15 protein-coding genes are annotated in these 25492 nt (G+C 72.9%); 12 read left to right on the forward strand and 3 right to left on the reverse strand.

What is annotated here, in order from left to right; translation table 11 throughout:
- Positions 1-195: 195 nt before the first annotated feature.
- Complete coding sequence (secA, locus tag ACF9IK_RS22750; RefSeq protein WP_395295975.1) at positions 196-2958, forward strand: preprotein translocase subunit SecA; 2763 nt, start codon at positions 196-198, stop codon at positions 2956-2958.
- 185 nt (positions 2959-3143) lie between these two features.
- On the opposite strand, the gene ACF9IK_RS22755 is transcribed toward secA, so the two are convergent.
- Positions 3144-3632: an Rv3235 family protein gene (locus ACF9IK_RS22755; protein WP_395295976.1), complete on the reverse strand. Its 489-nt coding sequence runs from the start codon at positions 3630-3632 to the stop codon at positions 3144-3146.
- Positions 3633-3997: 365 nt separating this feature from the next.
- Between ACF9IK_RS22755 and ACF9IK_RS22760 the strand changes: the two genes are divergently transcribed.
- From ACF9IK_RS22760 to ACF9IK_RS22780, 5 genes are all read left to right on the forward strand, one after another.
- Positions 3998-5128, forward strand: a complete 1131-nt coding sequence (locus ACF9IK_RS22760; RefSeq protein ID WP_395295977.1) for a patatin-like phospholipase family protein — start codon at positions 3998-4000, stop codon at positions 5126-5128.
- Positions 5129-5317: 189 nt separating this feature from the next.
- On the forward strand, positions 5318-5827 hold the full coding sequence (locus tag ACF9IK_RS22765; protein WP_395295978.1) for a DUF6912 family protein: 510 nt from the start codon (positions 5318-5320) through the stop codon (positions 5825-5827).
- Positions 5828-5902: 75 nt separating this feature from the next.
- Positions 5903-6559 carry an HAD family hydrolase gene (locus ACF9IK_RS22770; protein WP_395295979.1) on the forward strand — a complete coding sequence of 219 codons (657 nt, stop codon included), beginning with the start codon at positions 5903-5905 and terminating at the stop codon, positions 6557-6559.
- A 182-nt stretch (positions 6560-6741) separates the two neighbouring features.
- The gene (gene pruA, locus ACF9IK_RS22775; RefSeq protein ID WP_395298656.1) at positions 6742-8367 is read left to right on the forward strand and encodes an L-glutamate gamma-semialdehyde dehydrogenase; all 1626 of its coding nucleotides are present in this window, start codon (positions 6742-6744) and stop codon (positions 8365-8367) included.
- A gap of 332 nt (positions 8368-8699) precedes the next feature.
- Entirely contained in the window at positions 8700-13649 is a 4950-nt protein-coding gene (locus ACF9IK_RS22780; protein WP_395295980.1) for an NAD-glutamate dehydrogenase, read from the forward strand.
- Positions 13650-13908: 259 nt separating this feature from the next.
- Here ACF9IK_RS22780 and ACF9IK_RS22785 read toward each other — a convergent pair whose 3' ends face one another.
- Positions 13909-16758, reverse strand: a complete 2850-nt coding sequence (locus ACF9IK_RS22785; protein ID WP_395295981.1) for an FtsK/SpoIIIE domain-containing protein — start codon at positions 16756-16758, stop codon at positions 13909-13911.
- Between the two features lie 412 nt (positions 16759-17170).
- Between ACF9IK_RS22785 and ACF9IK_RS22790 the strand changes: the two genes are divergently transcribed.
- The 4 genes from ACF9IK_RS22790 (at position 17171) to ACF9IK_RS22805 (ending at position 23138) form a co-directional block, all read left to right on the forward strand.
- Positions 17171-19018, forward strand: coding sequence for a serine/threonine-protein kinase (locus tag ACF9IK_RS22790; RefSeq protein ID WP_395295982.1), 1848 nt, complete (start codon positions 17171-17173; stop codon positions 19016-19018).
- Positions 19019-19242: 224 nt separating this feature from the next.
- Complete coding sequence (locus tag ACF9IK_RS22795; RefSeq protein WP_395295983.1) at positions 19243-20502, forward strand: serine/threonine-protein kinase; 1260 nt, start codon at positions 19243-19245, stop codon at positions 20500-20502.
- A gap of 57 nt (positions 20503-20559) precedes the next feature.
- Positions 20560-21669 (forward strand): peptide chain release factor 2, encoded by a 1110-nt coding sequence (gene prfB / locus ACF9IK_RS22800; protein WP_238862824.1) that lies wholly within the window; start codon positions 20560-20562, stop codon positions 21667-21669.
- Between the two features lie 290 nt (positions 21670-21959).
- Positions 21960-23138, forward strand: a complete 1179-nt coding sequence (locus ACF9IK_RS22805; RefSeq protein WP_395298423.1) for an IS30 family transposase — start codon at positions 21960-21962, stop codon at positions 23136-23138.
- A gap of 66 nt (positions 23139-23204) precedes the next feature.
- Here ACF9IK_RS22805 and ACF9IK_RS22810 read toward each other — a convergent pair whose 3' ends face one another.
- Positions 23205-23399 (reverse strand): hypothetical protein, encoded by a 195-nt coding sequence (locus ACF9IK_RS22810; RefSeq protein WP_238862823.1) that lies wholly within the window; start codon positions 23397-23399, stop codon positions 23205-23207.
- Positions 23400-23747: 348 nt separating this feature from the next.
- Here ACF9IK_RS22810 and ftsE point away from each other — a divergent pair, with 348 nt between their 5' ends.
- The gene (gene ftsE / locus ACF9IK_RS22815; RefSeq protein ID WP_148644607.1) at positions 23748-24437 is read left to right on the forward strand and encodes a cell division ATP-binding protein FtsE; all 690 of its coding nucleotides are present in this window, start codon (positions 23748-23750) and stop codon (positions 24435-24437) included.
- 61 nt (positions 24438-24498) lie between these two features.
- Complete coding sequence (ftsX, locus tag ACF9IK_RS22820) at positions 24499-25410, forward strand: permease-like cell division protein FtsX (protein ID WP_238862822.1); 912 nt, start codon at positions 24499-24501, stop codon at positions 25408-25410.
- The last annotated feature ends 82 nt before the right edge of the window (positions 25411-25492 follow it).

Raw genomic sequence — 25492 nt, forward strand, 5'->3', positions numbered from 1 at the left:
CCCAACTGCCCGGGAGGCTGACCGATTTGCCCCGGTGGGCGGCGCTATCGTGGCATGTGCTCGCACGAGTGACACGGGAATAGCGTGCTGACGCACCTCCCGGGGTGTTGGACTCCTCGCATACGATGGCCCGTGCGGTGGGGTGGACCCGCCGTGCAGTCGTCCAGTGCCAATACAGGCAAGGAGCCCGCTCAAGTGTCCGTCTTCGACAAGATCCTGCGCGCCGGCGAAGGCAAGATCCTTCGCAAGCTGCAGCGGATTGCTGCCCAGGTCAACTCCATCGAAGAGGACTTCGTCAACCTCACCGACGCCGAGCTGCGCGCGCTGACCGACGAGTACAAGCAGCGGCTCGCCGACGGCGAGACCCTGGACGACATCCTCCCCGAGGCGTTCGCCACCGTGCGCGAGGCCGCCAAGCGTGTGCTCGGCCAGCGCCACTACGACGTCCAGCTCATGGGCGGCGCCGCCCTGCACCTCGGCTACGTCGCCGAGATGCGCACCGGTGAGGGCAAGACCCTGGTCGGTACCCTGCCCGCGTACCTCAACGCGCTCACCGGCAAGGGCGTGCACCTGATCACCGTCAACGACTACCTCGCCGAGCGCGACTCGGAGTGGATGGGCCGGGTGCACCGCTTCCTCGGCCTCGAAGTCGGCGTGATCCTCGCCAACATGACGCCCGCCGAGCGCAAGCGCCAGTACGGGATGGACATCACGTACGGCACTAACAACGAGTTCGGCTTCGATTACCTGCGCGACAACATGGCCTGGTCGAAGGACGAACTCGTCCAGCGCGGCCACAACTTCGCGGTGGTCGACGAGGTCGACTCGATTCTGATCGACGAGGCCCGCACCCCGCTGATCATCTCCGGCCCGGCCGACCAGGCGACCAAGTGGTACGCCGACTTCGCCAAGCTGGTGCAGCGCCTGAAGATCGACCGCGACTACGAGGTCGACGAGAAGAAGCGCACCGTCGGCGTGCTGGAGGAGGGTGTCAGCCGGGTCGAGGACTACCTCGGCATCGACAACCTCTACGAGTCGGTGAACACCCCGCTGGTCGGCTTCCTGAACAACGCCATCAAGGCCAAGGAGCTGTACAAGCGGGACAAGGACTACGTCGTGATGAACGGCGAGGTCATGATCGTCGACGAGCACACCGGCCGCATCCTGGCCGGACGCCGCTACAACGAGGGCATGCACCAGGCGATCGAGGCCAAGGAGGGGGTGGAGGTCCAGAACGAGAACCAGACGCTGGCCACCATCACCCTGCAGAACTTCTTCCGCCTGTACGACAAGCTGGCCGGCATGACCGGTACCGGCACCACCGAGGCGGCCGAGTTCCACCAGATCTACAAGCTCGGCGTGGTGCCGATCCCGACCAACAAGACGCCGCTGCGCATCGACCAGCCCGACCTGATCTACAAGTCGGAGCCGGCCAAGTTCGCCGCCGTGGTCGAGGACATCGCCGAGAAGCACGAGAAGGGCCAGCCGGTGCTGGTGGGCACCGTGTCGGTCGAGAAGTCCGAGTACCTGTCGCAGGAGCTGCGCAAGCGCGGCATCCCGCACGAGGTGCTGAACGCCAAGCACCACGAGCGCGAGGCGCAGATCGTCGCGCAGGCCGGCCGGAAGGGCGCCGTCACCGTCGCCACCAACATGGCCGGCCGTGGTACCGACATCATGCTCGGTGGCAACGCCGACCACCTGGCGGCGGCCGAGCTGGCCCAGCGCGGGCTCTCCGCGGTCGACAGCCCGGAGGAGTACGAGGCCGCGTTCCCGGCCGCGCTGGAGAAGGCCAAGACGTCCGTGAAGGCGGAGCAGGACGAGGTCAAGGAGGCCGGTGGCCTCTACGTCCTCGGCACCGAGCGCCACGAGTCCCGCCGGATCGACAACCAGCTGCGCGGCCGTTCCGGCCGCCAGGGTGACCCGGGCGAGTCCCGCTTCTACCTGTCGCTCGGCGACGACCTGATGCGCCTGTTCAAGGCCGGCATGGTCGAGCGCGTCCTCTCCATGGCCAACGTGCCCGAGGACGTGCCGATCGAGTCCAAGATGGTCACCCGTGCCATCGCCTCGGCGCAGACCCAGGTCGAGCAGCAGAACTTCGAGATCCGCAAGAACGTCCTCAAGTACGACGAGGTGCTGAACCGCCAGCGCGAGGTCATCTACGGCGAGCGCCGCCGCGTGCTGGAGGGCGAGGACCTGCAGGAGCAGGTCGGCCACTTCATGGACGACACCGTCGAGGCCTACGTCAAGGCGGCCACCGGCGAGGGCTTCGAGGACGACTGGGACCTGGAGAAGCTCTGGTCCGCCCTCAAGCAGCTCTACCCGCTCACGCTGGACCTCGAGGACCTGGAGGAGGAGGCGGGCGGCGTCGCCGGGCTGACCCCGGAGTTCCTCACCAAGGTCGTCCAGGAGGACATCCAGGCGCAGTACGGTGCCCGCGAGGACCAGCTCGGTGCGGAGATCATGCGCGAGCTGGAGCGCCGCGTCGTCCTCTCGGTGCTGGACCGCCGCTGGCGCGAGCACCTCTACGAGATGGACTACCTGCAGGAGGGCATCGGTCTGCGGGCCATGGCGCAGCGCGACCCGTTGGTCGAGTACCAGCGCGAGGGCTTCGACATGTTCACCGCGATGATGGAGGGCATCAAGGAGGAGTCCGTCGGCTACCTGTTCAACCTGGAGGTCCAGGTCGAGCAGCAGGTCGAGGAGGTCCCGGTCGAGGACACCGAGGTGATGCTCGACAAGCTGGAGAAGGACGCCGCCCGCCCGGAGATCAAGGCCAAGGGCCTGGAGGCCCCGAAGCCGCAGCGGCTGCACTACACGGCTCCCTCGGAGGAGGTCGGCGGCGGTGTGGTCGAGGGCGAGTTCGAGGACTACGTGCCGGAGGACGAGGGTGACGGGATGACCCGCGCCGAGCGCCGCAAGGCCGCCAAGTCGGCCAAGGGCCGCCGCCGCAAGGGCTGATCCGCGGCCGGGCCGACCGGTCCGCCGCCACGCAGGGCGCCGCTCCCGTACGGGGGTGGCGCCCTGCGCCGTTCTGCGGGCGGGCCGGGCGGGCCGGGCCGGAACAGGCCTTGCGGGCGCAGGCCGCACGGCGGCAGGGCGGCCGGGCCCGGTCCGGCGCGGGGCGGCCGGCGCCGTGGTGGCGCTCACCGGGCCTCCACCGCGGTGCACTGCCACTGCCCGGCGGGCCCGCGCAGCTCCAGCCGGAACGCCACCATGTGGTGCCGGCTGCCGAGGTCGACCCGGACGCAGGCCTCGACCGCGTCAGGGGAGGGCGACCGGTCGTGCACCGGCCCGAGCCGCGGCCGCGCGGCACCGCCGCGCCGCAGCGCACCCGCGCGGACCAGCGAGGCGAGTTGGCCGTAGCCGTCCAGCGAGGTGTGGCGCATCAGCTGGCCGGACGGCCGGGCGCCGACGAGCACCTCGACCAGCTGGTGGGCGAAGCGGGTGGTGAGCCCGGCCCGCAGGCGAGGGTCGGTGGCAGCGGTGCCGGGGGCGGTGGCACAGGCGGCCCGGGGGTGGCGCGGCTGCCGCCCGCCCGCCGGCGGCCGGCAGGGTCGGACGCCGGGGCGCGGGTGGGGCCGGTGCGGGCGACTGCCGCCGTGCGGCGCGGACGACGGGTACAAGGCGGTCACGGGTGCTCCTCGTGGAGGTCGTGCGACTACGGACGGACCTTTGGTAGCCGGCTCCCACACGGGCCGGCAACCGTGTTGTGGCGCGCCCCCGAGGGGCCGGAAGGTTCACCTATCCGGATGAACGGGCCAGGGCGGTGGCGGGGCCCCACAGCGCCCGCACGGCACCCGGTTGACGTGCGGGCACGGGCGGGAGGGCCCGAAAGGGGACGGTCCGGCTCCACCCGTCCCCCGTCGCGGCCGCCGCGGGTGGCGTTGCGCCGCCGACCGCTCGGCGCGCACGATCGGAGCCGGACCGGAAACCACCGCCGGACGGACCGCAACGCCCGGCACGGCGAGAACCGCCCCGACGACGACAGGCGGCCGGCATGACGACACGGGCATCTCAGCCCCCACCCGCGGGGGCCGGAGCGGCGGCGCAGGCAGCTCACGCACGGCCGGCGGAGACCGGGGCGCCGCCGCCGGACACCGCCGACGCCACCCCGAGGCGCGGCCTGGTCCTGGGCGGCGGCGGGATGCTCGGCGCGGCCTGGACCGTCGGTGCGCTGTGCGCCGTCGAGGAGGTGACCGGCCGCCGCCCGGGCGGCGACGAGGTGCTGCTCGGCACGTCGGCGGGCGCGATCCTGGCCGCGCTGCTGGCCGGAGGGGTCGGCGCCGACCAGCTCCGCGACCATCAGCGAGGCCTGCCCGTGACCGCCGGCCCGCTGGCCGGGCTGGACTTCGACTACGACACCGCGGTCGGCGGCGCCCTGCCGCCGCGCCCGCGCGTCGGGATCGGCTCGCCCGGTCTGCTGCGGGACGCCGTCCGGCACCCGCGCGCCCACCCGCTGCTGACCACGGTCTCCGCGATGGCGCCGCACGGCCGCGGCTCGCTGGCCATGGTCGGCGAGCTGGTGCGGGGCCTGCACGGCCCGGGCGGCTGGCCGGACGCCTCGCCGCTTCGGGTGGCCGCGGTGGACTACCGCACCGGCCACCGGGTGGTCTTCGGCGACCGCGGTGCGCCGCCCGCGGCGATCGCCGACGCGGTGATGGCCTCCTGTGCGATCCCGGGCTGGTTCACCCCGGTCCGGGTGGACGGCTCCGCGTACGTCGACGGCGGATGCTGGTCGGCCACCAACGCCGACCTCATGATCGGCCGAGGCCTGGACGAGGTCTTCGTGCTCGCCCCGATGGCCCTGCGGCTGCAGCCCCGCGAGCGTGACGAGACCGGCCGGGGCACCCTGGCGGCGCTGCACGAGTTTCGCGAGTGGTACGCCGCCCGGGACCGGCCGCGCGGGGTGCTCGCCCAGCTGGTCGGCGGCTACCGCCGGGCGGTGACCCGCCGGCTGGTGCGCGAGGCCGGGCTGCTGCGGGCGAGCGGCGTCCGGGTGCACCTGCTCGCGCCGACGCCCGCCGACCTCGCGGTGATGGGCCCGAACCTGATGGATACGGCCCGGCGCGCCGCGGTGCTGGAGAGCTCGCTGCGCACCAGCCGGGCCGCCCTGGACGGTGTCCGCTGACCGGACCGGGGACGACGGCGTCCGCTGACCGGCCCCGGGGCGCACGCCCCGGCGGCGTACCGCGAACGGCCGCGCGCCCGGCGCACACGGCGCGGGCATGCGCCGAACGGTGATCACGAGCGCCCGTGCGCAGCTTATTCTTGGGGACGCTGGAAGCTGTGCCGCTGGACGAACCGGAGAGTGCCACCGATGCGCGTGTACGTGCCCACCACCCTGACCGGCCTGGCGGCGGCGCACCCGGGCGGCGCCCTGGACCAGACCGCGGCGTACGCCGTCACCCCCGCCCTGCGCGAGTGGTACGTCAGCGACGACATCGAGGAGCTGGAGTACGCGGCGCTCAACCGGGCCGCCCAGTCCTCGCTGCGGCTGCTGGCCGGCGACCCCCAGGCGCCGCGCCGCCGGGTCGTGGTGGCCCTGGACGTCGCGGACTCCGCGGTGAAGCCGTTCCCCGGCGACGAGTACCAGGACCAGGCCTCGCTCGGCCGCGTGGTGCTGGCCGGCCCGGTGCCGCTGGCCAAGGCGGCGGCCGTGCACGCGGACGTCTCCGACACGGACGTGGTCGCGGACGTCACGGCGGCGGTCGAGGCGGTCGCCCGGGCGGACGCGGGCGACCAGGACGCCCAGTTCACCGTGGACGGCGCCGAAGACCACGAGCTGCTCTGGTTCGCCACCCAGGAGATCCCCGGCCTGCTGGCCTGAGCCCGCGGCCCCGGCCTGCGGCGGCGTGAGCCCCGTCCTACCGATCGGGTGACGGGCGGGGCTACCGTTCCCTCCGTGCGCACTCATATCGTCTGGGACTGGAACGGGACGCTCTTCCACGACATGGAAGCGGTGCTCGGCGCGAGCAACGCCGCGTTCGCGACCGTCGGCATCGGGCCGATGACCATGCAGGAGTACCGGGAGCAGTACGAGATCCCGATCCCCCGCTTCTACCAGCGGCTGCTCGGTCGGCTGCCCTCCGAGACCGAGTGGCTGCTGCTGGACGACGCCTTCCACGAGCGCTACCGGGAGCTGAGCACGGCCTGCGGCCTGACCGACGGCGTGCTGGAGCTGCTGGCCGGCTGGCTGGCGGCCGGCCACAGCCAGTCGCTGCTGTCGATGTACGAGCACGAGAAGCTGGTGCCGGTCGTCGACGGCTTCGGGCTGACCGGTCACTTCCTGCGGGTCGACGGGCGCAGCGGCCCGGCCGGCGGCCAGAAGGCGGAGCACCTCACCCGGCACCTGGCCGCGCTCGGCGAGCGCGTGGACCCGGCCCGGACGGTGCTGATCGGCGACGCCGCGGACGACGCGCTGGCGGCGCTGCACGCGGGAGCGCACGCCGTGCTGTACACCGGTGGCTCGCACACCCGGGAGAAGCTGGAGCCGGTCGGCGTGCCGGTGGTGGACAGCCTGGCAGAGGCGGTCGAGCTGGCCGGACGGATCGCCGGCTGAGCCGCCGGGCCCGGCCGGGCGAACCGGGCGAACCGGGCCCCGCCGCGGACGGCGCGGACCGGCCGACGTGGCGCGGACCACGTCCACCGGTGGCGTGTCTGAGCGGGCGAACCGGCCCTTCCCTCGGCAGGCTGGATTGACGCCAGCCCACCCCGGCGAGGAGAGCGAGAGCCGCCATGCCCATCGACGCAGTCACCCAGGTCCCGACCCCGGGCAACGAGCCGGTGCGGGGCTACGCGCCCGGCAGCCCGGAGCGGGCCCGGCTGGTGCGCCGGCTGGACGAGCTGGCGGCCGAGCGGATCCCGCTGCCGATGACCATCGGCGGCGAGCAGCGCTTCGGCGGCGGCGAGCGGATCGACGTGGTCCAGCCGCACCACCACGCGGCCAAGCTCGGCGTCCTCGGCAACGCCACCCGGGAGGACGCCCGGGCGGCGGTGGACGCGGCGCTGGCGGCCGGGCGGGAGTGGCGCTCGCTCTCCTTCGACGACCGGGCCGCGGTCTTCCTGCGCGCCGCCGACCTGCTCGCCGGGCCCTGGCGGGAGACGCTGAACGCGGCGACCATGCTCGGCCAGTCCAAGACGGTGCAGCAGGCCGAGATCGACTCCGCCTGCGAGCTGATCGACTTCTGGCGGTTCAACGTCGACTTCGCCCGGCGGATCCTGGCCGACCAGCCGATCTCCTCGCCGGGGGTGTGGAACCGGACCGACCACCGCCCGCTGGAGGGCTTCGTCTACGCGATCACCCCGTTCAACTTCACCGCCATCGCCGGCAACCTGCCGACCGCGCCCGCGCTGATGGGCAACACCGTGGTCTGGAAGCCCGCGCCGACCCAGACGCTGGCCGCGCACCACCTGATGCGGCTGCTGGAGGCGGCCGGGCTGCCCCCGGGCGTGATCAACCTGGTGACCGGCGACGGGCAGCAGCTCTCCGCGGTGGCGCTCGCCGACCCGGCGCTGGCCGGACTGCACTTCACCGGCTCCACCGCCACCTTCCAGTCGCTCTGGCAGACCGTCGGCGCCAACATCGCCGGCTACCGGACGTACCCGCGGATCGTCGGCGAGACCGGCGGCAAGGACTTCCTGCTGGCCCACCGCTCGGCCGACCCGGACATCCTGCGGACCGCGCTGGTCCGCGGCGCCTTCGAGTACCAGGGCCAGAAGTGCTCGGCGCTCTCCCGCGCCTACCTGCCGCGCAGCGTCTGGCAGCGGATCAAGGACGACTTCCTGGCCGAGGTGGACGCGCTGGCCGTCGGGGACGTCACCGACTTCTCGAACTTCATGGGCGCGCTGATCGACAAGCGGGCCTTCGAGAAGAACCGGGACGCGATCGACCGGGCGAAGGCCGACCCCACGGTGGAGCTGGCGGCCGGCGGCCAGTACGACGACGCGATCGGCTGGTTCGTCCGCCCGACCGTCCTCGTCTCCTCCGACCACCGCAACGAGATGTTCCGGACCGAGTACTTCGGTCCCATCCTCGCCGTGCACGTCTACGAGGACTCGCGCTGGGAGGACGTGCTCGGCCGGGTCGACGGCGGGGCCCCCTACGGCCTGACCGGGTCGGTGATCGCCCAGGACCGGTACGCGATCGCCCAGGCGGTGGAGGCGCTGCGCTTCACGGCGGGCAACTTCTACATCAACGACAAGCCGACCGGCGCGGTGGTCGGCCAGCAGCCGTTCGGCGGCGGCCGGGCCTCCGGCACCAACGACAAGGCCGGCGCGGCGCAGAACCTGCTCCGCTGGACCTCCGCCCGCTCGATCAAGGAGACCTTCGTCCCGCCGACCACGTACGGCTACCCGCACATGGGCTGACCGGCCCGCCGGGGGCGGAGGGGCGTCGTCGCTGGTGGCGAAGCCGGCGGCGAACATGACCGGCCGGTTTGGACACGGTGTCCAGGACGGACGGATCTTCCTGCAGGATTGCGCCTCCCTGTCCCCTGACACCTTGGATTCCTCCCGTTAGGCTGGCTGGCGTCGTCGGGTGGCTGCAGGCCGAATGTCTCGTCCTACCCGCTGAAGAGGCTTTTCATGCGTGCCATGGAAGTCTTTCAGTCGGTCGGTGCGGCAGGATTGCGGAAGACCCGGCGGTGCACATCCACACACCACCGAGTCACGCAACGGCGCGCGACAGGAGCCAAGAAGTCATGCAGACCAAGCTGGACGCAGCCAAGGCCGAACTGCTCACGAAGGCAGCAGCAGCCGCTGAGAACAGCCAGGTGGGGGGAGCGGCGCCGGGGGAGGGCCTGAGCAACGGCGCTCTGACCGCGTACCTGCACCACTACTACCTCCACACCGCGCCCGAGGACCTGGTCGACCACGACCCGGTCGACGTGTACGGCGCGGCCGCCTCGCACTACCGTCTCGGGCTCAAGCGCCCGCAGGGCACCGCCGAGGTGCGGGTGCACACCCCCTCGGTGGAGGAGAACGGCTGGTCCTGCGGCCACACCGTGGTCGAGGTCGTCACCGACGACATGCCGTTCCTGGTCGACTCGGTCACCAACGAGCTGTCCCGCCAGGACCGCGCGATCCACATCGTGATCCACCCCCAGCTGGTCGTCCGCCGTGACATCACCGGCAAGCTGCTGGAGATCCTGGACATCGACGCCTGCGCCCGCAGCAAGGCCGCCGGCGCCGAGTGGCCCGCCGACGCCATCGTCGAGTCGTGGATGCACATCGAGATCGACCGCGAGACGGACCGCGAGGACCTCCGCTCGATCGAGGCCGACCTGCGCCGCGTGCTCGGCGACGTCCGCGAGGTCGTCGAGGACTGGGCCAAGATGCGCGAGTCCGCGCTGCGCATGGCCGACGAGCTGGCCGAGCAGCCCCCGGCCGGCCTGCCCGAGCAGGAGGTCGGCGAGGCCTGGGAGCTGATGCGCTGGCTCGCCGACGACCACTTCACCTTCCTCGGCTACCGCGAGTACGACCTGGTCGAGCACGAGGGCGAGGAGGTCCTGAAGGCCGTCGCCGGCACCGGCCTCGGCATCCTGCGCTCCGACCCGCTCAGCCACGACGACGACCACCACCCGGTCAGCGAGGCCTTCGGCCGGCTCTCCGCGCCGGTGCGCGCCAAGGCCCACGAGAAGAAGCTGCTCGTCCTCACCAAGGCCAACAGCCGCGCCACCGTGCACCGTCCGGCCTACCTCGACTACGTCGGCGTGAAGAAGTTCGACGCCAACGGCGAGGTCGTCGGCGAGCGCCGCTTCCTCGGCCTCTTCTCGGCCGCCGCCTACACCGAGTCGGTCAGCCGCATCCCGGTCGTGCGCCGCAAGGTCCAGGACGTCATCGCCCAGTCCGGCTTCTCCACCGAGAGCCACGACGGTCGCGACCTGCTGCAGATCCTGGAGACCTTCCCCCGGGACGAGATCTTCCAGACCGCGGCCGACGAGCTGCTCCAGATCGCCACCAGCGTCCTCTACCTGCAGGAGCGCCGCCGGCTGCGGCTGTTCCTGCGCCAGGACGAGTACGGCCGCTACTTCTCCGCGCTGGTCTACCTGCCGCGCGACCGCTACACCACCCGCATCCGGCTGCGCCTCATGGACATCCTGATGCAGGAGCTCAACGGCGCCTCGATCGACTACACGGTCTGGTCGACGGAGTCGGTGCTGACCCGTCTGCACTTCGTCGTCCGGGTCACCCCCGGCAGCGAGCTGCCGCACCTGACCGACGCCGAGATCGAGCGGATCGAGGCCAAGCTGGCCGAGGCCGCCCGGTTCTGGATGGACGGCTTCAACGACCAGCTGCACCTGGAGCTGGGCGAGGAGAAGGCCGCCGAGCTGTCCCGCAGGTACGGCAACGCCTTCCCCGACGGCTACCGCGCCGACTTCACCGCGCGCACCGCCGTGGCGGACATCAAGCAGATCGAGTCGCTGCACGGCGAGGGCGACTTCCGGCTCAACCTGTACCAGCCGGTCGGCGCCGGCGACGACGAGCGCCGCTTCAAGATCTACCGGGTCGGCGGCCCGATCTCGCTCACCGAGGTCCTGCCGGTCCTGCAGCGCCTGGGCGTCGAGGTGCTCGACGAGCACCCGTACGCGCTGACCCGCGCGGACGGCACCACCGCCTGGGTCTACGACTTCGGCCTGAAGCTGCGCGAGGCCACCGACCTCACCGACGAGGCGCGCGAGCGCTTCCAGGAGACCTTCGCCGCCACCTGGACCGGCAAGGCCGAGAACGACGGCTTCAACGGGCTGGTCCTGACCGCCGGGCTGACCTGGCGCCAGGCGATGATGCTGCGCGCGTACGCCAAGTACCTGCGCCAGGCGGGCTCCACGTTCTCCCAGGACTACATGGAGGACGCGCTCCGCAACAACACCCACACCACCCGCCTGCTGGTCAACCTCTTCGAGGCCCGGCTGAGCCCCAGCCACCAGCAGGGCGCCGCCGAGCTGACCGAGGGCATCCTGGAGGAGCTGGCCGGCGCGCTGGACGAGGTCGTCTCGCTGGACGAGGACCGCATCCTGCGCTCCTTCCTGCACCTCATCAAGGCCACCCTGCGCACCAACTTCTTCCAGCACACGGGCGACTCGGGCGAGTGGCACTCCTACGTGTCGATGAAGTTCGACCCGAAGGCCATCCCGGACCTGCCGGCCCCCCGCCCGGCGTTCGAGATCTGGGTCTACTCGCCGCAGGTCGAGGGCGTGCACCTGCGCTTCGGCAAGGTCGCGCGCGGCGGTCTGCGCTGGTCCGACCGGCGTGAGGACTTCCGCACCGAGATCCTCGGCCTGGTCAAGGCGCAGATGGTGAAGAACACCGTCATCGTGCCGGTCGGCGCCAAGGGCGGCTTCGTCGCCAAGCAGCTGCCGGACCCGTCGGTGGACCGCGACGCCTGGCTGGCCGAGGGCATCGCGTCCTACAAGACCTTCATCTCGGCGCTGCTCGACATCACCGACAACCTGGTCGGTGGCGAGGTCGTCCACCCGGCCGACGTGGTCCGGCACGACGAGGACGACACCTACCTGGTCGTCGCCGCCGACAAGGGCACCGCGACCTTCTCCGACATCGCCAACGGTGTCGCCGAGTCGTACGGCTTCTGGCTGGGCGACGCGTTCGCCTCCGGCGGTTCGGCCGGCTACGACCACAAGGGCATGGGCATCACCGCCCGCGGCGCGTGGGAGTCGGTCAAGCGCAACTTCCGCGAGCTGGGCGTCGACACCCAGGCCGAGGACTTCACGGTGGTCGGCATCGGCGACATGTCCGGTGACGTCTTCGGCAACGGCATGCTGCTCAGCGAGCACATCCGCCTGGTCGCCGCCTTCGACCACCGGCACATCTTCCTCGACCCGAACCCGGACGCGGCCGTCTCCTACGCCGAGCGCCGCCGGCTCTTCGACCTGCCGCGCAGCTCCTGGGACGACTACGACAAGTCGCTGATCTCCGCGGGAGGCGGCGTCTTCCCGCGCAGCGCCAAGTCGATCCAGCTCAGCCCGCAGGTCCGGGCCGTGCTGGGAATCGAGGACGCCCGCCTCACCCCGGCCGAGCTGATGAAGGCGATCCTGCAGGCGCCCGTCGACCTGTTCTGGAACGGCGGCATCGGCACCTACGTCAAGGCCGCGGCCGAGACCAACGCCGAGGTCGGCGACAAGGCCAACGACGCCATCCGCGTCAACGGCGAGCAGGTCCGGGCCCGGGTCATCGGCGAGGGCGGCAACCTCGGCTGCACCCAGCTCGGCCGCATCGAGTACGCGGCCTCCGGCGGCCTGCAGAGCACCGGCGGCTGGGTCAACACCGACGCCATCGACAACTCGGCCGGCGTGGACACCTCGGACCACGAGGTCAACATCAAGATCCTGCTCAACCAGGTGGTCGCCGACGGCGACATGACGGTCAAGCAGCGCAACGCCCTGCTGGCGGAGATGACCGACGAGGTCGGCCGCCTCGTGCTGCGCAACAACTACGCGCAGAACGTGGTGCTGGCCAACGCCGTCGCCCAGGCGCACAGCATGGTCAACGTCCACTCCCGGATGATCAACCGCCTGGAGGCCGGCGGCCAGCTCGACCGGGCTCTGGAGTTCCTGCCCGCCGAGCGGCAGATCCGCGAGCGCCAGCAGAGCGGCCGCGGGCTCTCCCAGCCCGAGCTGTCCGTGCTGCTCGCGTACACCAAGATCACCCTGGCCGAGGAGCTGCTCGCCACCGAGCTGCCCGACGACCCGTACTTCCGCGCCGCGCTGCACGAGTACTTCCCGAGCGCGCTGCGGGCGAAGTTCGCCGACGCGATCGACCACCACGCGCTGCGCCGCGAGATCATCACCACGCTGATCGTCAACGACACGATCAACCGCGGTGGCTGCACCTTCGCCTTCCGGCTGAAGGAGGAGACCGGCGCCACGTACGAGGAGATCGCCCGGACGCACACCGCCGCGCGGGCCGTCTTCGGCCTGGAGGAGATCTGGTCCGAGATCGAGGCCCTGGACAACGAGGTCCCGGCCCGCGCCCAGACCAAGATGCGCCTGCACTCGCGCCGGCTCGTCGAGCGCGCCACCCGGTGGATGCTCAACAACCGCCGCCAGCCGCTCGACATCGCCGGCACCATCGAGTTCTTCCACGACCGGGTGAACCAGGTCTGGGGCTCGCTGCCCAAGCCGCTGCGCGGTGAGGACCTGGCGTGGTTCGAGTCGGTCTACGACGAGCTGGCCGCGGCCGGCGTGCCCGAGGCCCTGGCCACCCGGATCGCGGGCCTGTCCTCGACCTTCCCGACCCTGGACATCACCGAGGTCGCGGACCGGTCCGACAAGGACGTCGCCGAGGTCGCCGAGCTGTACTACGACCTCGCCGACCGCCTGCAGATCACCCACCTGCTCGACCGCATCATCGAGCTGCCCCGGGTCGACCGCTGGTCGTCGATGGCCCGCGCCGCCATCCGCGAGGACCTCTTCGCGGCCCACGCGGCCCTGACCGCCGACATCCTGGCCTGCGGCCCCGAGGGCGCCACGCCCGAGGAGCGGTACGCCGCCTGGGCGGAGCTCAACGCCACCCTGCTGAACCGCGCCAAGAGCACCCTCGACGACATAAGGGGCTCGGACAACTACGAGCTGTCCAGCCTCTCGGTCGCGATGCGTGTCATCCGTACCCTGCTGCGCACCGGTTCGATGCGCTGACGGCAGCCGGCTCCACCGGCGGGGCCCGCGTCTCCGGACGCGGGCCCCGCCGCGTTTCCCGGACATGCGGCGGGTGCGGTTGCGCGCGAACGAGGGGAATGATCACTGTGCGGCAGACGTGGTCACCATGGACGGCCCGGAGGTCGCCGGCCTCGCTCTGGTCGAGCGCGGAGCGTGCTGCTCCCGGCCGCCCGGCCCCCGCCGCCGCCTGACCCTTCGTCGGGCGGCGGGCCGGAAGGCCGGTGGTACCACCCCGCCGTCAGTGCTTGGCGGCCCGCTGGAGGGCGCTGGCCAGCAGGGCGAGGTCGGTCGGCCCGTTGCCCAGCTCGCGGACCGGCCGGCGGGCCGGCGGGGCGCCGAGCTTGAGCGGCTCTATGGCGACGACGGTGGGCCGCAGCGTCGCGGTGCGGGGGATGCGGCCGCTGATCCGGGCGGTCTGGAAGGCGGTCACGCCGCCGTCCGGCAGCCGCAGGTAGCCGCGGCCGGGGGTGTCCTCGGCGAGCGAGGCGGCGTCGCCGAGGTGGATCAGCAGGTCGGAGTCGGCGGGGTCGTCCGTGCGCAGGGCGATCCGGAGCAGGGCCGCGTCGTCGACCTCGGTGCCGGCGCTCTCCTCCGGGCGGCCGGTGGTGACCGCGAGGTGGACGCCGAGCGGGCCGCCGCGGCGGGCGACCGCTGCCAGGGCACGGGCGAGCGGCCGGCCGGCCGGGGAGGTGGGGGAGAGCAGGGCGTCGTAGTCGTCCACCACGACGACCAGCCGGGCCGGCAACGGCGCGGCCGCGGGTCGGCGGGGCTCGGCGGTGCGTGGCGGGCCGCCCTTCGAGGCCTGAGCCGGGACCGGGGCCACCGCCCCGGCGGCCCCGACCACGGCCGGCACCGGCACGGCGGGCCGTTCCGCGCCCGGATCCCCGCCGGCGAGGCCCCGCTCGCCGTCGAGGATGCGTGCGGCGTGCCAGGAGGCGAAGTCCAGGCCGTCGAAGAGCCTTTCGCGCAGGGTGAGTTCGTCCTCCAGTGCCTCGGCCGCGAGCAGCGCGGCGCGCGGGTCGGAGGCGGCGTTCACATGGCGGGTGACGTGCGGCAGCTCGGTGCAGCCGTCGAGGCCGTCCTCCACCGCGCGGCCCTCGATGACGGTGACGGCCAGCCGCTCGGGCCGCTCGGAGACGGCCAGCGAGGCGATCAGGGTGCGCAGCAGCTCGGTCTTGCCGGAGCCGCGCGCGCCGCCGACGAGCAGGTGTGGGCCGCCCGGGTCGGGGGAGGGGAGGGTGAGCTCGGGGTCGGCGAGGTCGAGCGTGCAGAGCTCGTCGCGGGTGGTGCCGAGCAGGGCGGTGGCCGCGCCGATGCCGTCGGCGTGGGCCGCCCAGCGGGCGGACAGCTTGGCCGGGGTCACGGTGTCGAGCTGGAGCAGGTCGAGCAGGCGCAGCGCGTCCGGCAGCGGGCCGCGGGCGGCCGGGACGGCCTCGCGCAGTGGGGCCAGCACCCGGGCCAGCCGCTCTGCCCAGGCGTCCGAGACGGCGTCCAGCGCGATCTCGTGCAGGGTCTCGCGGCCGCGCGCGACCGGCCGGTCGAGCGAGAGGTGGGTGCCGACCTCCCCGGTGACCAGGGCGGTGGCGCCGAGCCCGCGCGGCAGCAGCTCGGGCTGCTCGGCGAGGCAGATCGGGAAGATCCCGACCGCCGGGCCCTGGCGCAGCAGCAGGTCCAGAGCCTGCCGCGCGGCCTCGGTGGCCGGGCGGCCGTCGACCACGACCACGGTGGCCGGGTGGCCGCCGAGGCCGACCGGGCCGCTGAGCCGGGCGGTGAGCTCGCCGAGCCGGGCGGTGGCCTGCTCGTCGTCGAGGCCGATCAGCAGCCGGCAGTCCTGGCCGTCGGTGGGGCGCAGGTGCGGCAGCCAGAGGGCCCAGGCCCAGGTGTCGGCACGGTCCTGGGCCGGGCGGGCCGGGTCGGCGTCGACCACGACCAGGCTGAGGCCGGTGGGCGGGTGCAGCGCGGCGAGTTGGGCGACGACGGCGCGCGTGAGGGCGTCGAGGCGCTCGCGCGGGCCGCTCAGGCCGAGGCTGCCGGCGGTCTGCAGGTCCAGGGTGACCGGGACGGCGGGCAGGAGCGTGCCGGGGCTGGTGCCGGGGCCGCCGGGCCGGTCGCCGGTGCCCAGGCGCAGGGTGAGCGCGTCGGGGTGGCCGGGGCCGCGTTCCCAGAGCCGCGGGCCCGGGCCGAGGGCGTTGAGCAGCAGGGTGGCGAGGTCGGGGAAGCGCTCGCGCTGGGCGGCGGTCTGGCGGAGCCGGACGGCGGCGTGGTGGCGCTCGGCGCTCTCCTCTGGCGGTTCGGCGGCGGAGCGGCCGAGCCGGAGCGAGAGCAGACCGCGACCGCGGCCGGCGGCGGGCTCGGGGGCGGCCGGCGGTTCGGCGGCCGGCGGGGCGGGCCGGGTCGGTGGGGGCGGGGCGAGCTGGAGGTGGCCGTGGCCGTCGGGCAGCGCCGCGCGGACCGGCGCCCCGGAGCCGTCCCCGGGGTCGGGGGCGGTGACCTGGAGGGTGGACTCGCCGATCCGGAGCAGGGCGGTGCCGTCGAGCGGGACGGCCTCCTCCGGTGAGCCGGGCGGGACGAGCCGGCCGTCCAGCGTGGTGCCGTTGGTGGAACCGAGGTCGCGGACGGTGACCCGGCCGTCCTCGCCGAGGTGGAGGGCGAGGTGGAGGCGGGAGACGTCCGGGTCGTCGAGCGGGACGTCGGCCTCGCCGGAGCGGCCGACCCGGATCTCCCGGCCGTGCAGCCGGTGCACGCCGCCGGCGTCGGGGCCGCCGACCACGCGCAGCTCGGCGGCCGCCGTGCCGTCGTCCGGGTCGTCGGCGGTCGGGTCGGGCTCGTTGAGGCTGAGTACGGCGCCGTCGAGCAGTGGGGGGTGGCCGAGGAGGGTGTGCTCGTCCACCCGGTGCGCCCCGGCGTAGAGGTGCACGTGGGTGGCGGCCCGTGGGCCGCGCACGCCCACGGCGCCCGCGAGGGCGCCCGCGACGGAGCCGAGCGCGGTGCCCACGGGTGCGGTGACCAGCACGTCCACGTAGGGGATGGCGGAGCCGGCGGCTGCCGGGCCGCTGCGCGGTCGGAGGACGGTCAGCCGGATCTGCATCTCGCCCGCGGTCCCTTCTGCTGGTGATGACGCCTGGTGCTGACGCCCGCTGCCCTGCCTGCCGGCGGTCGGCGCGCCGGTCGGCGGCCGTGACGGCACTGGGCCACAAGAGTGGCGAGTGTCATCCTGCCATCCGTCACCGACAGTCCGCGCACGGTACCGGATTTGACGATCTTGCGATCATCGCCATGTTGCGGTCGACGGGGAGTCAGGTCAACCGCCGCCCTCCGGCCCCCGGCCCGGCGGCCTCCGGGGACCCGTAGGGGATGTCCCCGAGACCCGTGCGCGCCCCTCGCCGGTCACCTCAAAAACGTGAACGGACACCGTTAGAGTGGCCGGAACACGGGCCCGGCAGGCTCACCCGCACCGGCGGAGGAGCGCACCGCGGCCGGCACGGCGAGGAGTGCGACAGGTGCGGCCAGTCGGCAGCAAGTATCTGCTTGAGGAGACCCTCGGACGGGGGGCCACCGGCACCGTCTGGCGCGGACGGGTGCGCGGCGACGTCGCGGTGTCCGGCAGCGAGCCGGGGCAGCAGGTGGCGATCAAGGTGCTGCGCGAGGAGCTGGCGGCCGACCCGGACGTGGTGATGCGGTTCCTGCGGGAGCGCTCCCTGCTGCTGCGGCTCACCCACCCCAACATCGTCAAGGTCCGCGACCTGGTCGTCGAGGGCGAGCTGCTGGCCCTGGTGATGGACCTGATCGAGGGGCCCGACCTGGCCCGCTACCTGCGCGGCAACGGCCCGTTCAGCCCGATCGCCGGCGCCCTGCTGATGGCCCAGGTGGCCGACGCGCTGGCGGCCAGCCACGCCGACGGCATCGTCCACCGCGACCTCAAGCCGGCCAACGTGCTGCTCGCCTCCACCGTGGTCGAGGGCACCGAGCAGATGCACCCGATGCTGACCGACTTCGGCATCGCCCGGCTCGCCGACTCCCCGGGCATCACCCGCACCCACGAGTTCGTCGGCACTCCGGCGTACGTCGCGCCGGAGTCCGCCGAGGGCCGCCCGCAGACCTCCGCGGTGGACGTCTACGGCGCCGGGATCATGCTGTACGAGCTGGTCACCGGCCGGCAGCCGTTCCAGGGCGACGGCCCGCTGGCGATCCTCCAGGCCCACCTGTCCCAGGAGCCGCAGCGCCCGTCCACCATGCCCGACCCGCTCTGGACGGTGATCGAGCGCTGCCTGCGCAAGGACCCGGCCCAGCGTCCGAGCGCGGTCTCGCTGGCCCGGGCGCTGCGCGTGGTGGCGGCCGGCGTCGGCGTGCACGCCTCCCCCGCCGCGGTGGACGCCGCCCTCGCGGTCGGCGCGCTGCTGATGCCGGACCCGCAGCCGGCCGCCGTTCCCGGCAGCGCTCCGGAGGGCCCAGGCCCCCTCGGGGCGCCCGGGGCCGACGACCGCACCCAGGTGCTGCCGGGCGGGCAGTTCGACCCGGCGGCCGCGACCCGGGTGATGGGCACCCAGCCGCCGGCGGCCCCGTACGGCGCCGCCGACCGCACCCAGGTGATGCCGCCGACGGCGGTTCCCCCGACCCCGCCCGGACCGCCGCAGGCCGAGGCGCCTCACCCGTGGCAGACCCAGCTGCGGGCCGCCCGGGACCGCAACCAGCAGACCGAGATCGGCTACTTCGACCCGGCGGACCTCGACGCCCCGCCGGTGGCCCCGCCGCCCTACCAGGCCGGGCAGGGCGGTCAGGCCGGTCCGCCCGGATACCGGCCGCCGCAGCCGCCGCCGCGCGGCTACCAGCAGGCCCCGCCGCCCGGGTACGCCCAGCGCCCGCCGGTGGCCCCGCCGCCCTACCAGGCCGGGCAGGGCGGCCACGCGCCGTCCGGCGGCCGCCCGCAGCCGCCCGGCGGCTACAACCAGCCGCCGCCGCCCGGGTACGGGCAGCCGCAGGGCCGTCCGGCGCAGCAGCCGGGCGGCTACCAGGCGCCGCCGCAGCCGGCCGCGCCCGCCGTGCCGCGCCGGGCCGAGCCGCCCGCGCCGCAGTACCGCGAGGCCCCGCAGCGCCGGGAGGCGCCGCCGCAGCCGGCCCGCCGGGAGCCCAGGCCGGCCCGCGAGCCGCGCCCGCGCAGCCGCAACCGGATGTACATCCCGGGCCTCGGCTGCCTCAAGGGCTGCCTGATGGTGCTGCTGGTGCTGGCCGTGGCGGCGGTGGCGCTGTGGAACTTCACACCGCTGCCGGAGTACTGGGCCACCGTGCAGAGCTGGTTCCACACCGCGAGCGACTGGGTGAGCAACCTCTTCGGGAGCTCGAAGGCCTGACCCGGGAGTGCCGTCGGGCAGGGCACGGCCGTTCCGGGAGCCCCACCCGGCGGCAGTTTTGACGCTTTGTCGACAATTTGTGGGAATTCCTGCCCGCCAGGACCCGCCGAGCGGCCTCAGGCGGCCCGCGGAGGGGTCCGGGGCGCGTAGGTTGGTCGCTGTTGTCCCGCCCCACCGAGCGCCCCGGACCCTCCCGGTGCGCTCCCGCCGCCCACGGAGCAGCATTGGCACGCAAGATCGGCAGCCGCTACACCGTCCACCAGGTGATCGGCCGGGGCTCGGCCGGGACGGTCTGGCTCGGCGAGGGCCCGGACGGTCCGGTGGCGGTCAAGCTGCTGCGCGAGGACCTCGCCGCCGACCAGGTGCTGGTCGGCCGCTTCGTCCAGGAGCGCGCCGCGCTGACCAGCCTCGACCACCCCCGGGTGGTCGGCGTGCGCGACATGGTCGTCGACGGCAGCGACCTCGCCCTGGTCATGGAGCTGGTCCAGGGCACCGACCTGCGCTCCCGGCTGGAGCGCGACGGCGCGCTCGCCCCGCAGACCGCGGTCTCGATCATCGCGGACGTCGCCGACGGCCTGGCCGCCGCGCACGCCGCCGGCATCGTCCACCGCGACGTCAAGCCCGAGAACGTCCTGCTCGACCTCGCCGCCGTCCCCGGCCCCGGCGGCGCCCCGCGCGCCAAGCTGACCGACTTCGGTGTGGCCCGGCTGGTCGACGCCCCGCGCCGGACCAGGGCCACCCGGATCATCGGCACCCCCGACTACCTCGCGCCCGAGATCATCGAAGGTCTGGAGCCGCGCGCGGCCGTCGACATCTACGCCCTCGCCACCGTGCTGTACGAGCTGCTGGCCGGCTTCACACCGTTCGGCGGCGGCCACACCGGCGCGGTCCTGCGCCGCCACGTCACCGAACAGGTGCCGCCGGTGCCCGGCCTCCCCGACGGACTCTGGCGGATCATCGCCGAGTGCCTGGCCAAGGCACCGGCCTCCCGGCTGCGCGCCGCCGAGCTGGCGAACCGGTTGCGCGAGCAGTTGCCCGCGCTGGCCGGGCTGCCGGCGCTGGCGGTCCCGCAGCAGGGCCGCGCCCCGGCCGAGGAGGTGCTGACCCCCGGCGAGGCGGTCTACGCCGAGGTGGACACCGGCCCCGGCACCCACAAGCGCCGCCGTGGCCCGGCCGTCCCGCTGGTGCCCGGCGCCGCCCCCGACTCCACCCGCGACACCCACACCAGCCTGCGCCGCCCCTCCGCGCAGGAGCTGGCCTCCTACGCGGCGGAGTCCCGCGCCCAGCGCACCACCCCCGGCGCCGCCCACCGGCGGGACCGCCAGGCCCTGCTGCGCCGCCGCCGGATGCTGGCCGTGCTGGTGGCCGTCGTCCTGCTGCTGGCCGGTGCCGCGGCGGCCTGGACGGCCTTCGCCGCGACCGCCCCGGACGCCGGCCGTCCGGCCCGTCCGGCGGTCCACTCCACCGCCCCGCGGGCCCCGTAGCGGACCGGATGACCCCGGTGTCGTCATGACCACCCCCGGAACCATTACCCTGGGGGCGTGGCAGCCGTCGATCCTTCCGAAGAGCTCAAGAACCTCGAAACGACCATGGGGTCGATCGAGGCCGTCCTCGACCTGGACAAGATCCGGGCCGACATCGCGCGCCTGGAGGAGGAGGCAGCCGCCCCCGACCTGTGGGACGACGTCGCGAACGCGCAGAAGGTGACCAGCCGGCTCTCCTTCCTCCAGGGCGAGCTGCGCCGGGTCGAGACCCTGCGCGGCCGTATCGAGGACCTCGGTGTCCTGTTCGAGCTCGCCGAGGCCGAGGACGACGCGGACACCCGCGTCGAGGCCGAGAACGAGCTGGAGGCCGTCAAGAAGGCGGTCGAGGAGCTGGAGGTCCGCACCCTCCTCTCCGGCGAGTACGACGCCCGCGAGGCGCTGATCAACATCCGCGCCGAGGCCGGCGGCGTGGACGCCGCCGACTTCGCCGAGCAGCTGATGCGCATGTACCTGCGCTGGGCCGAGCGGCACGGGTACCCGACCGAGGTGTACGACACCTCCTACGCGGAGGAGGCCGGTATCAAGTCCGCGACCTTCACCGTCAAGGCCCCGTACGCCTACGGCACGCTCTCGGTCGAGCAGGGCACGCACCGCCTGGTCCGCATCTCGCCGTTCGACAACCAGGGCCGCCGGCAGACCTCGTTCGCCGGTGTCGAGGTCCTCCCGGTCGTCGAGCAGTCCGACCACGTCGACATCGACGAGTCGGAGCTGCGCATCGACGTCTACCGCGCATCCGGCCCCGGCGGCCAGGGCGTCAACACGACCGACTCGGCGGTGCGCATCACGCACATCCCGACCGGGATCGTGGTCTCCTGCCAGAACGAGCGCTCGCAGATCCAGAACAAGGCGTCCGCGATGAACGTCCTCCAGGCCAAGCTGCTGGAGCGGCGCCGCCAGGAGGAGAAGGCGGCGATGGACGCGCTCAAGGACAGCGGCAGCTCCTGGGGCAACCAGATGCGCTCCTACGTGCTGCACCCGTACCAGATGGTCAAGGACGTCCGCACCGAGTTCGAGGTCGGCAACCCGCAGGCCGTGCTGGACGGCGACATCGACGGCTTCATCGAGGCCGGCATCCGCTGGCGCAAGCAGCGCGAGACCGCCGCGTAGCGGTCGAGCACCGAAAGGGCCCCCCGGCAACGGGCGGGTTCTAGCGATCCCCGCAACACCCTGTAGTTCAGGGAGTTGCGGGGATCGTGGATTTCGGGGTGTTGAAGGCGAGGTTCTTCGAGGCGTTGGACCGGGAGGACGGCAGCGTCTCGGGTGCTGCCCGGATGGTCGGGGTGAGTCGTCATACGGCGGCCGGCTGGGCGCGGAAGGCCGGTGTCCGCGGCCGGGGGAAGTCCGGTACGGGCGGGCATCCGGGCCGGGCGGAGTACGAGCGGCTACGCGCGTCCGGGGTGCGACGCCGTGATGCCGCGGCACGGGTTGGGGTCCACGAGCGCACCGCCCGGGACTGGGACCGCGGGATCCGCAAGATCGGCAACGCGCGCCTATACCCCGATGGGCGCAGGATCGACTACACAACGGGGATGACCAGCACCGTTTCCTCCAAGGCCACACCGTCCCTCGCGGCGGTCGAGGCCGAGCTGCATCCCCGGTTCTTGACGGTGGCCGAGCGGGAGCTGATCGCGGACCTGCACCGTGAGGGCCGGTCGCTGCGGGCGATCGGACGGGCATTGGGCCGGCCGGCCTCCACCGTCAAACGCGAGATCGATGCCCGTTCCGTCGACGGCCTCTACCGGCCGCACCGCGCCCAGCGGGCCTGGGCCGGGAGCCGGGCGCGCCCCAAGGACTCCAAGCTCGCCCAGGACGGTCCACTGCGCGAGTTCGTCACGGACGGGCTGCGGAAACGGTGGTCGCCCGAGCAGATCTGTCACGCTCTGGTCATGGAGTTCCCCGACGACGACAGCATGCGGGTGAGTCCGGAGACGGTCTACCAGGCGATCTACGTCCAGGCCCGCGGCGGGCTGCGTCGCGAGGTCGCACTCGCACTGCGCACCGGGCGCACCCGACGCAAGCCGCAGCGCAGCCCGGAGCAGCGCACGTCCCGGTTCGTCGACGAGATGGTGATGATCTCCGAACGCCCTGCCGAGGTCGAGGACCGGGCGGTTCCCGGCCACTGGGAAGGCGATCTGATCGTCGGCACCCGCAACGAGAGCGCGATCGTGACCCTGGTCGAGCGCTCCACCCGTTACGTCCTGCTCGGACACCTGCCCGGCGGGCACACCGCCGAGGAGGTCCGGGAAGTGCTGGTGCCCCTGATCCAGACCCTGCCCCAGCACCTACGCGGCTCGCTGACCTGGGACCAGGGCTGCGAGATGGCCGCGCACAAGCAGTTCACCGTGGCCACGGGCGTGCCGGTCTACTTCTGCGATCCGCACTCACCCTGGCAGCGCGGATCGAACGAGAACACCAACGGCCTGCTACGGCAGTACTTCCCCAAGGGCACCGACCTGTCCGTCCACAGCCCCGAAGACCTCGAACACGTCGCCCAACAACTCAACGGCCGACCACGCAAAACGCTCGACTGGAGAACCCCAGCCGAGCGCCTGCGTGATCTACTAACGACCACATAGCCATCAGGTGTTGCGAGGACCCCAAGAATCCGCCACGGCCGGGGGGCCTTTCGCACGTCTGACGCGTCAGGCCAGCGCCTGCCGGGCGATCAGCGCCACCGCGAGCAGTCCGGCCAGCAGAGCCAGCAGCATCGCGGGGGAGAGCGCGGCGAACGGACCGTGCTGCTCCTGCAGTCGCGCCCGGTTGGCCCGGCACACCGGGCACCGGCCCTCGCTCACGCGGCCGTTGCAGTTGGCGCACACCAGATGGTCGCAAGTCATGCGATCTCCTCCTTGCTGCTGAGCCAACGCACCGGACGGGGCTTTGGTTCCTTCTCGTGCCCTGTGCGGGGGAGCGGCCGGTCACGGCCACCACCTCCACTCTGCCAGGTTCCGGGCGTTCCGGCCCCCGCGCTGTGAGATGCCTCCTAATCTTCCGGGCATAACGGGGCATTGTCCCCCAGGTTTCGCCAAATGTCGCGGGCGGGCCCTGCGAGCCCTGCGCCGCTTCGCGTATGGTCCCAAGCCGGGAGCGGCCCTCCGCTCCCTCCGCCCGTCCCCGGGCCGGGCGGCCCTGGGGTGGATCGACCGAGGACTGGCGCCGCCTAGGATGGCCCCCGTGATGCAGCCGTGATCAGATTCGACAACGTCTCCAAGACCTATCCCAAGCAGAACCGTCCCGCCCTGGACAACGTCTCGCTGGAGATCGAGAAGGGTGAGTTCGTCTTCCTGGTCGGCTCGTCCGGCTCGGGCAAGTCCACCTTCCTCCGCCTGTGCCTGCGCGAGGAGCGCCCCAGCACCGGCGAGGTGCACGTGCTCGGCAAGGACCTGGGCAAGCTGTCCAACTGGAAGGTGCCGCACATGCGCCGCCAGCTGGGCACCGTCTTCCAGGACTTCCGCCTGCTGCCCAACAAGACGGTCGCGCAGAACGTGGCCTTCGCCCTTGAGGTGATCGGCAAGCCCAAGAGCGCCATCAACAAGGTGGTGCCCGAGGTGCTCGACCTGGTCGGCCTCGGCGGCAAGGAGGACCGCATGCCCGGCGAGCTCTCCGGTGGTGAGCAGCAGCGCGTCGCGATCGCCCGGGCGTTCGTCAACCGCCCGATGCTGCTGATCGCGGACGAGCCCACCGGCAACCTCGACCCGCAGAACTCGGTCGGCATCATGAAGCTGCTCGACCGCATCAACCGCACCGGGACCACGGTGCTGATGGCCACGCACGACCAGGCCATCGTCGACCAGATGCGCAAGCGCGTCATCGAGCTCGACAAGGGGCTGCTGGTCCGCGACCAGGCCCGCGGCGTCTACGGGTACCAGCACTGACCCCGTAGGCCGCCGGCCGTCTCGCCAGACCAGCAGTACCGACCCTGGAGTTGTTGAACGCATGCGCGCCCAGTTCGTCCTGTCGGAGATCGGTGTGGGTCTCCGCCGCAACCTGACGATGACCATCGCGGTCGTCGTCAGCGTCGCGCTCTCCCTCGCCCTCGCCGGTGCCTCCCTCCTGGTCCGTGACCAGGTGAACTCCATGAAGGGGTACTGGTACGACAAGGTCGAGGTGAGCATCTACTTCTGCACGAAGTCGGACGCCCGCAACTCGCCGCAGTGCCAGGCGGGCGCGGCGACCGACCAGCAGATCGCCGACATCAAGTCCCAGCTGGACAAGATGGACTCGGTGGTCCAGTCGTCGACGTTCGAGAACTCGACGGAGGCGTACAAGCACTGGAAGGAGATGAACCCGGAGAACCCGCTCATCTCCGTCCTCGGCCCGGAGGCCATCCCGCAGTCCTGGCGGGTGAAGCTCAAGGACCCCACCAAGTACGACGTCATCCAGAGCGCCTTCGCGGGCAAGCCCGGCGTGAAGTCGGTCGAGGACCAGCGGAAGATCCTGGAGAACCTCTTCGGCCTGCTGAACGGTCTGCAGACCGCGGCGTTCGTGATCATGGTGCTGATGCTCTTCGTGGCCCTGCTGCTGATCGTCAACACCGTCCGGGTGTCGGCGTACAGCCGCCGGCGCGAGACCGGCATCATGCGTCTGGTCGGCGCCTCGAACTTCTACGTCCAGATGCCGTTCATCGCCGAGGCCGCGTTCGCCGCGCTGCTCGGCGCGGTCATGGCCTCCGGGCTGCTGCTCGGCGGGCACTTCTTCGTGCACAACTGGCTCGCCGACCGGGTGCAGTTCATCCACTTCATCGGGCTCGGTTCGGTGCTGGCGGTGATACCGCTGCTGGTGGTGGTCGGTATGGGAATGGCCGGCATCGCGGCCTTCTTCACCCTCCGCAAGTACCTCAAGGTCTGACCCGCCCGGCCCCCGACGGCCCCGTACGGCACTGCGCCGTACGGGGCCGTCGGCGTTCCGCCGTCACCCGTTCCGGCCCGCC

The sequence above is a fragment of the Kitasatospora hibisci genome (genome assembly GCF_043950205.1).
Classification (GTDB): domain Bacteria; phylum Actinomycetota; class Actinomycetes; order Streptomycetales; family Streptomycetaceae; genus Kitasatospora; species Kitasatospora hibisci.

What these genes read in the sequence shown, in the direction of transcription:
- ACF9IK_RS22780 (WP_395295980.1), top strand. Translation starts at nt 8,700, where the DNA reads ATGCAGACCAAGCTGGACGCAGCCAAGGCCGAACTGCTCACGAAGGCA.
- ftsX (WP_238862822.1), top strand. Translation starts at nt 24,499, where the DNA reads ATGCGCGCCCAGTTCGTCCTGTCGGAGATCGGTGTGGGTCTCCGCCGC.
- ACF9IK_RS22765 (WP_395295978.1), top strand. Translation starts at nt 5,318, where the DNA reads ATGCGCGTGTACGTGCCCACCACCCTGACCGGCCTGGCGGCGGCGCAC.
- ACF9IK_RS22810 (WP_238862823.1), bottom strand. Translation starts at nt 23,399, where the DNA reads ATGACTTGCGACCATCTGGTGTGCGCCAACTGCAACGGCCGCGTGAGC.
- ACF9IK_RS22785 (WP_395295981.1), bottom strand. Translation starts at nt 16,758, where the DNA reads ATGCAGATCCGGCTGACCGTCCTCCGACCGCGCAGCGGCCCGGCAGCC.
- ACF9IK_RS22760 (WP_395295977.1), top strand. Translation starts at nt 3,998, where the DNA reads ATGACGACACGGGCATCTCAGCCCCCACCCGCGGGGGCCGGAGCGGCG.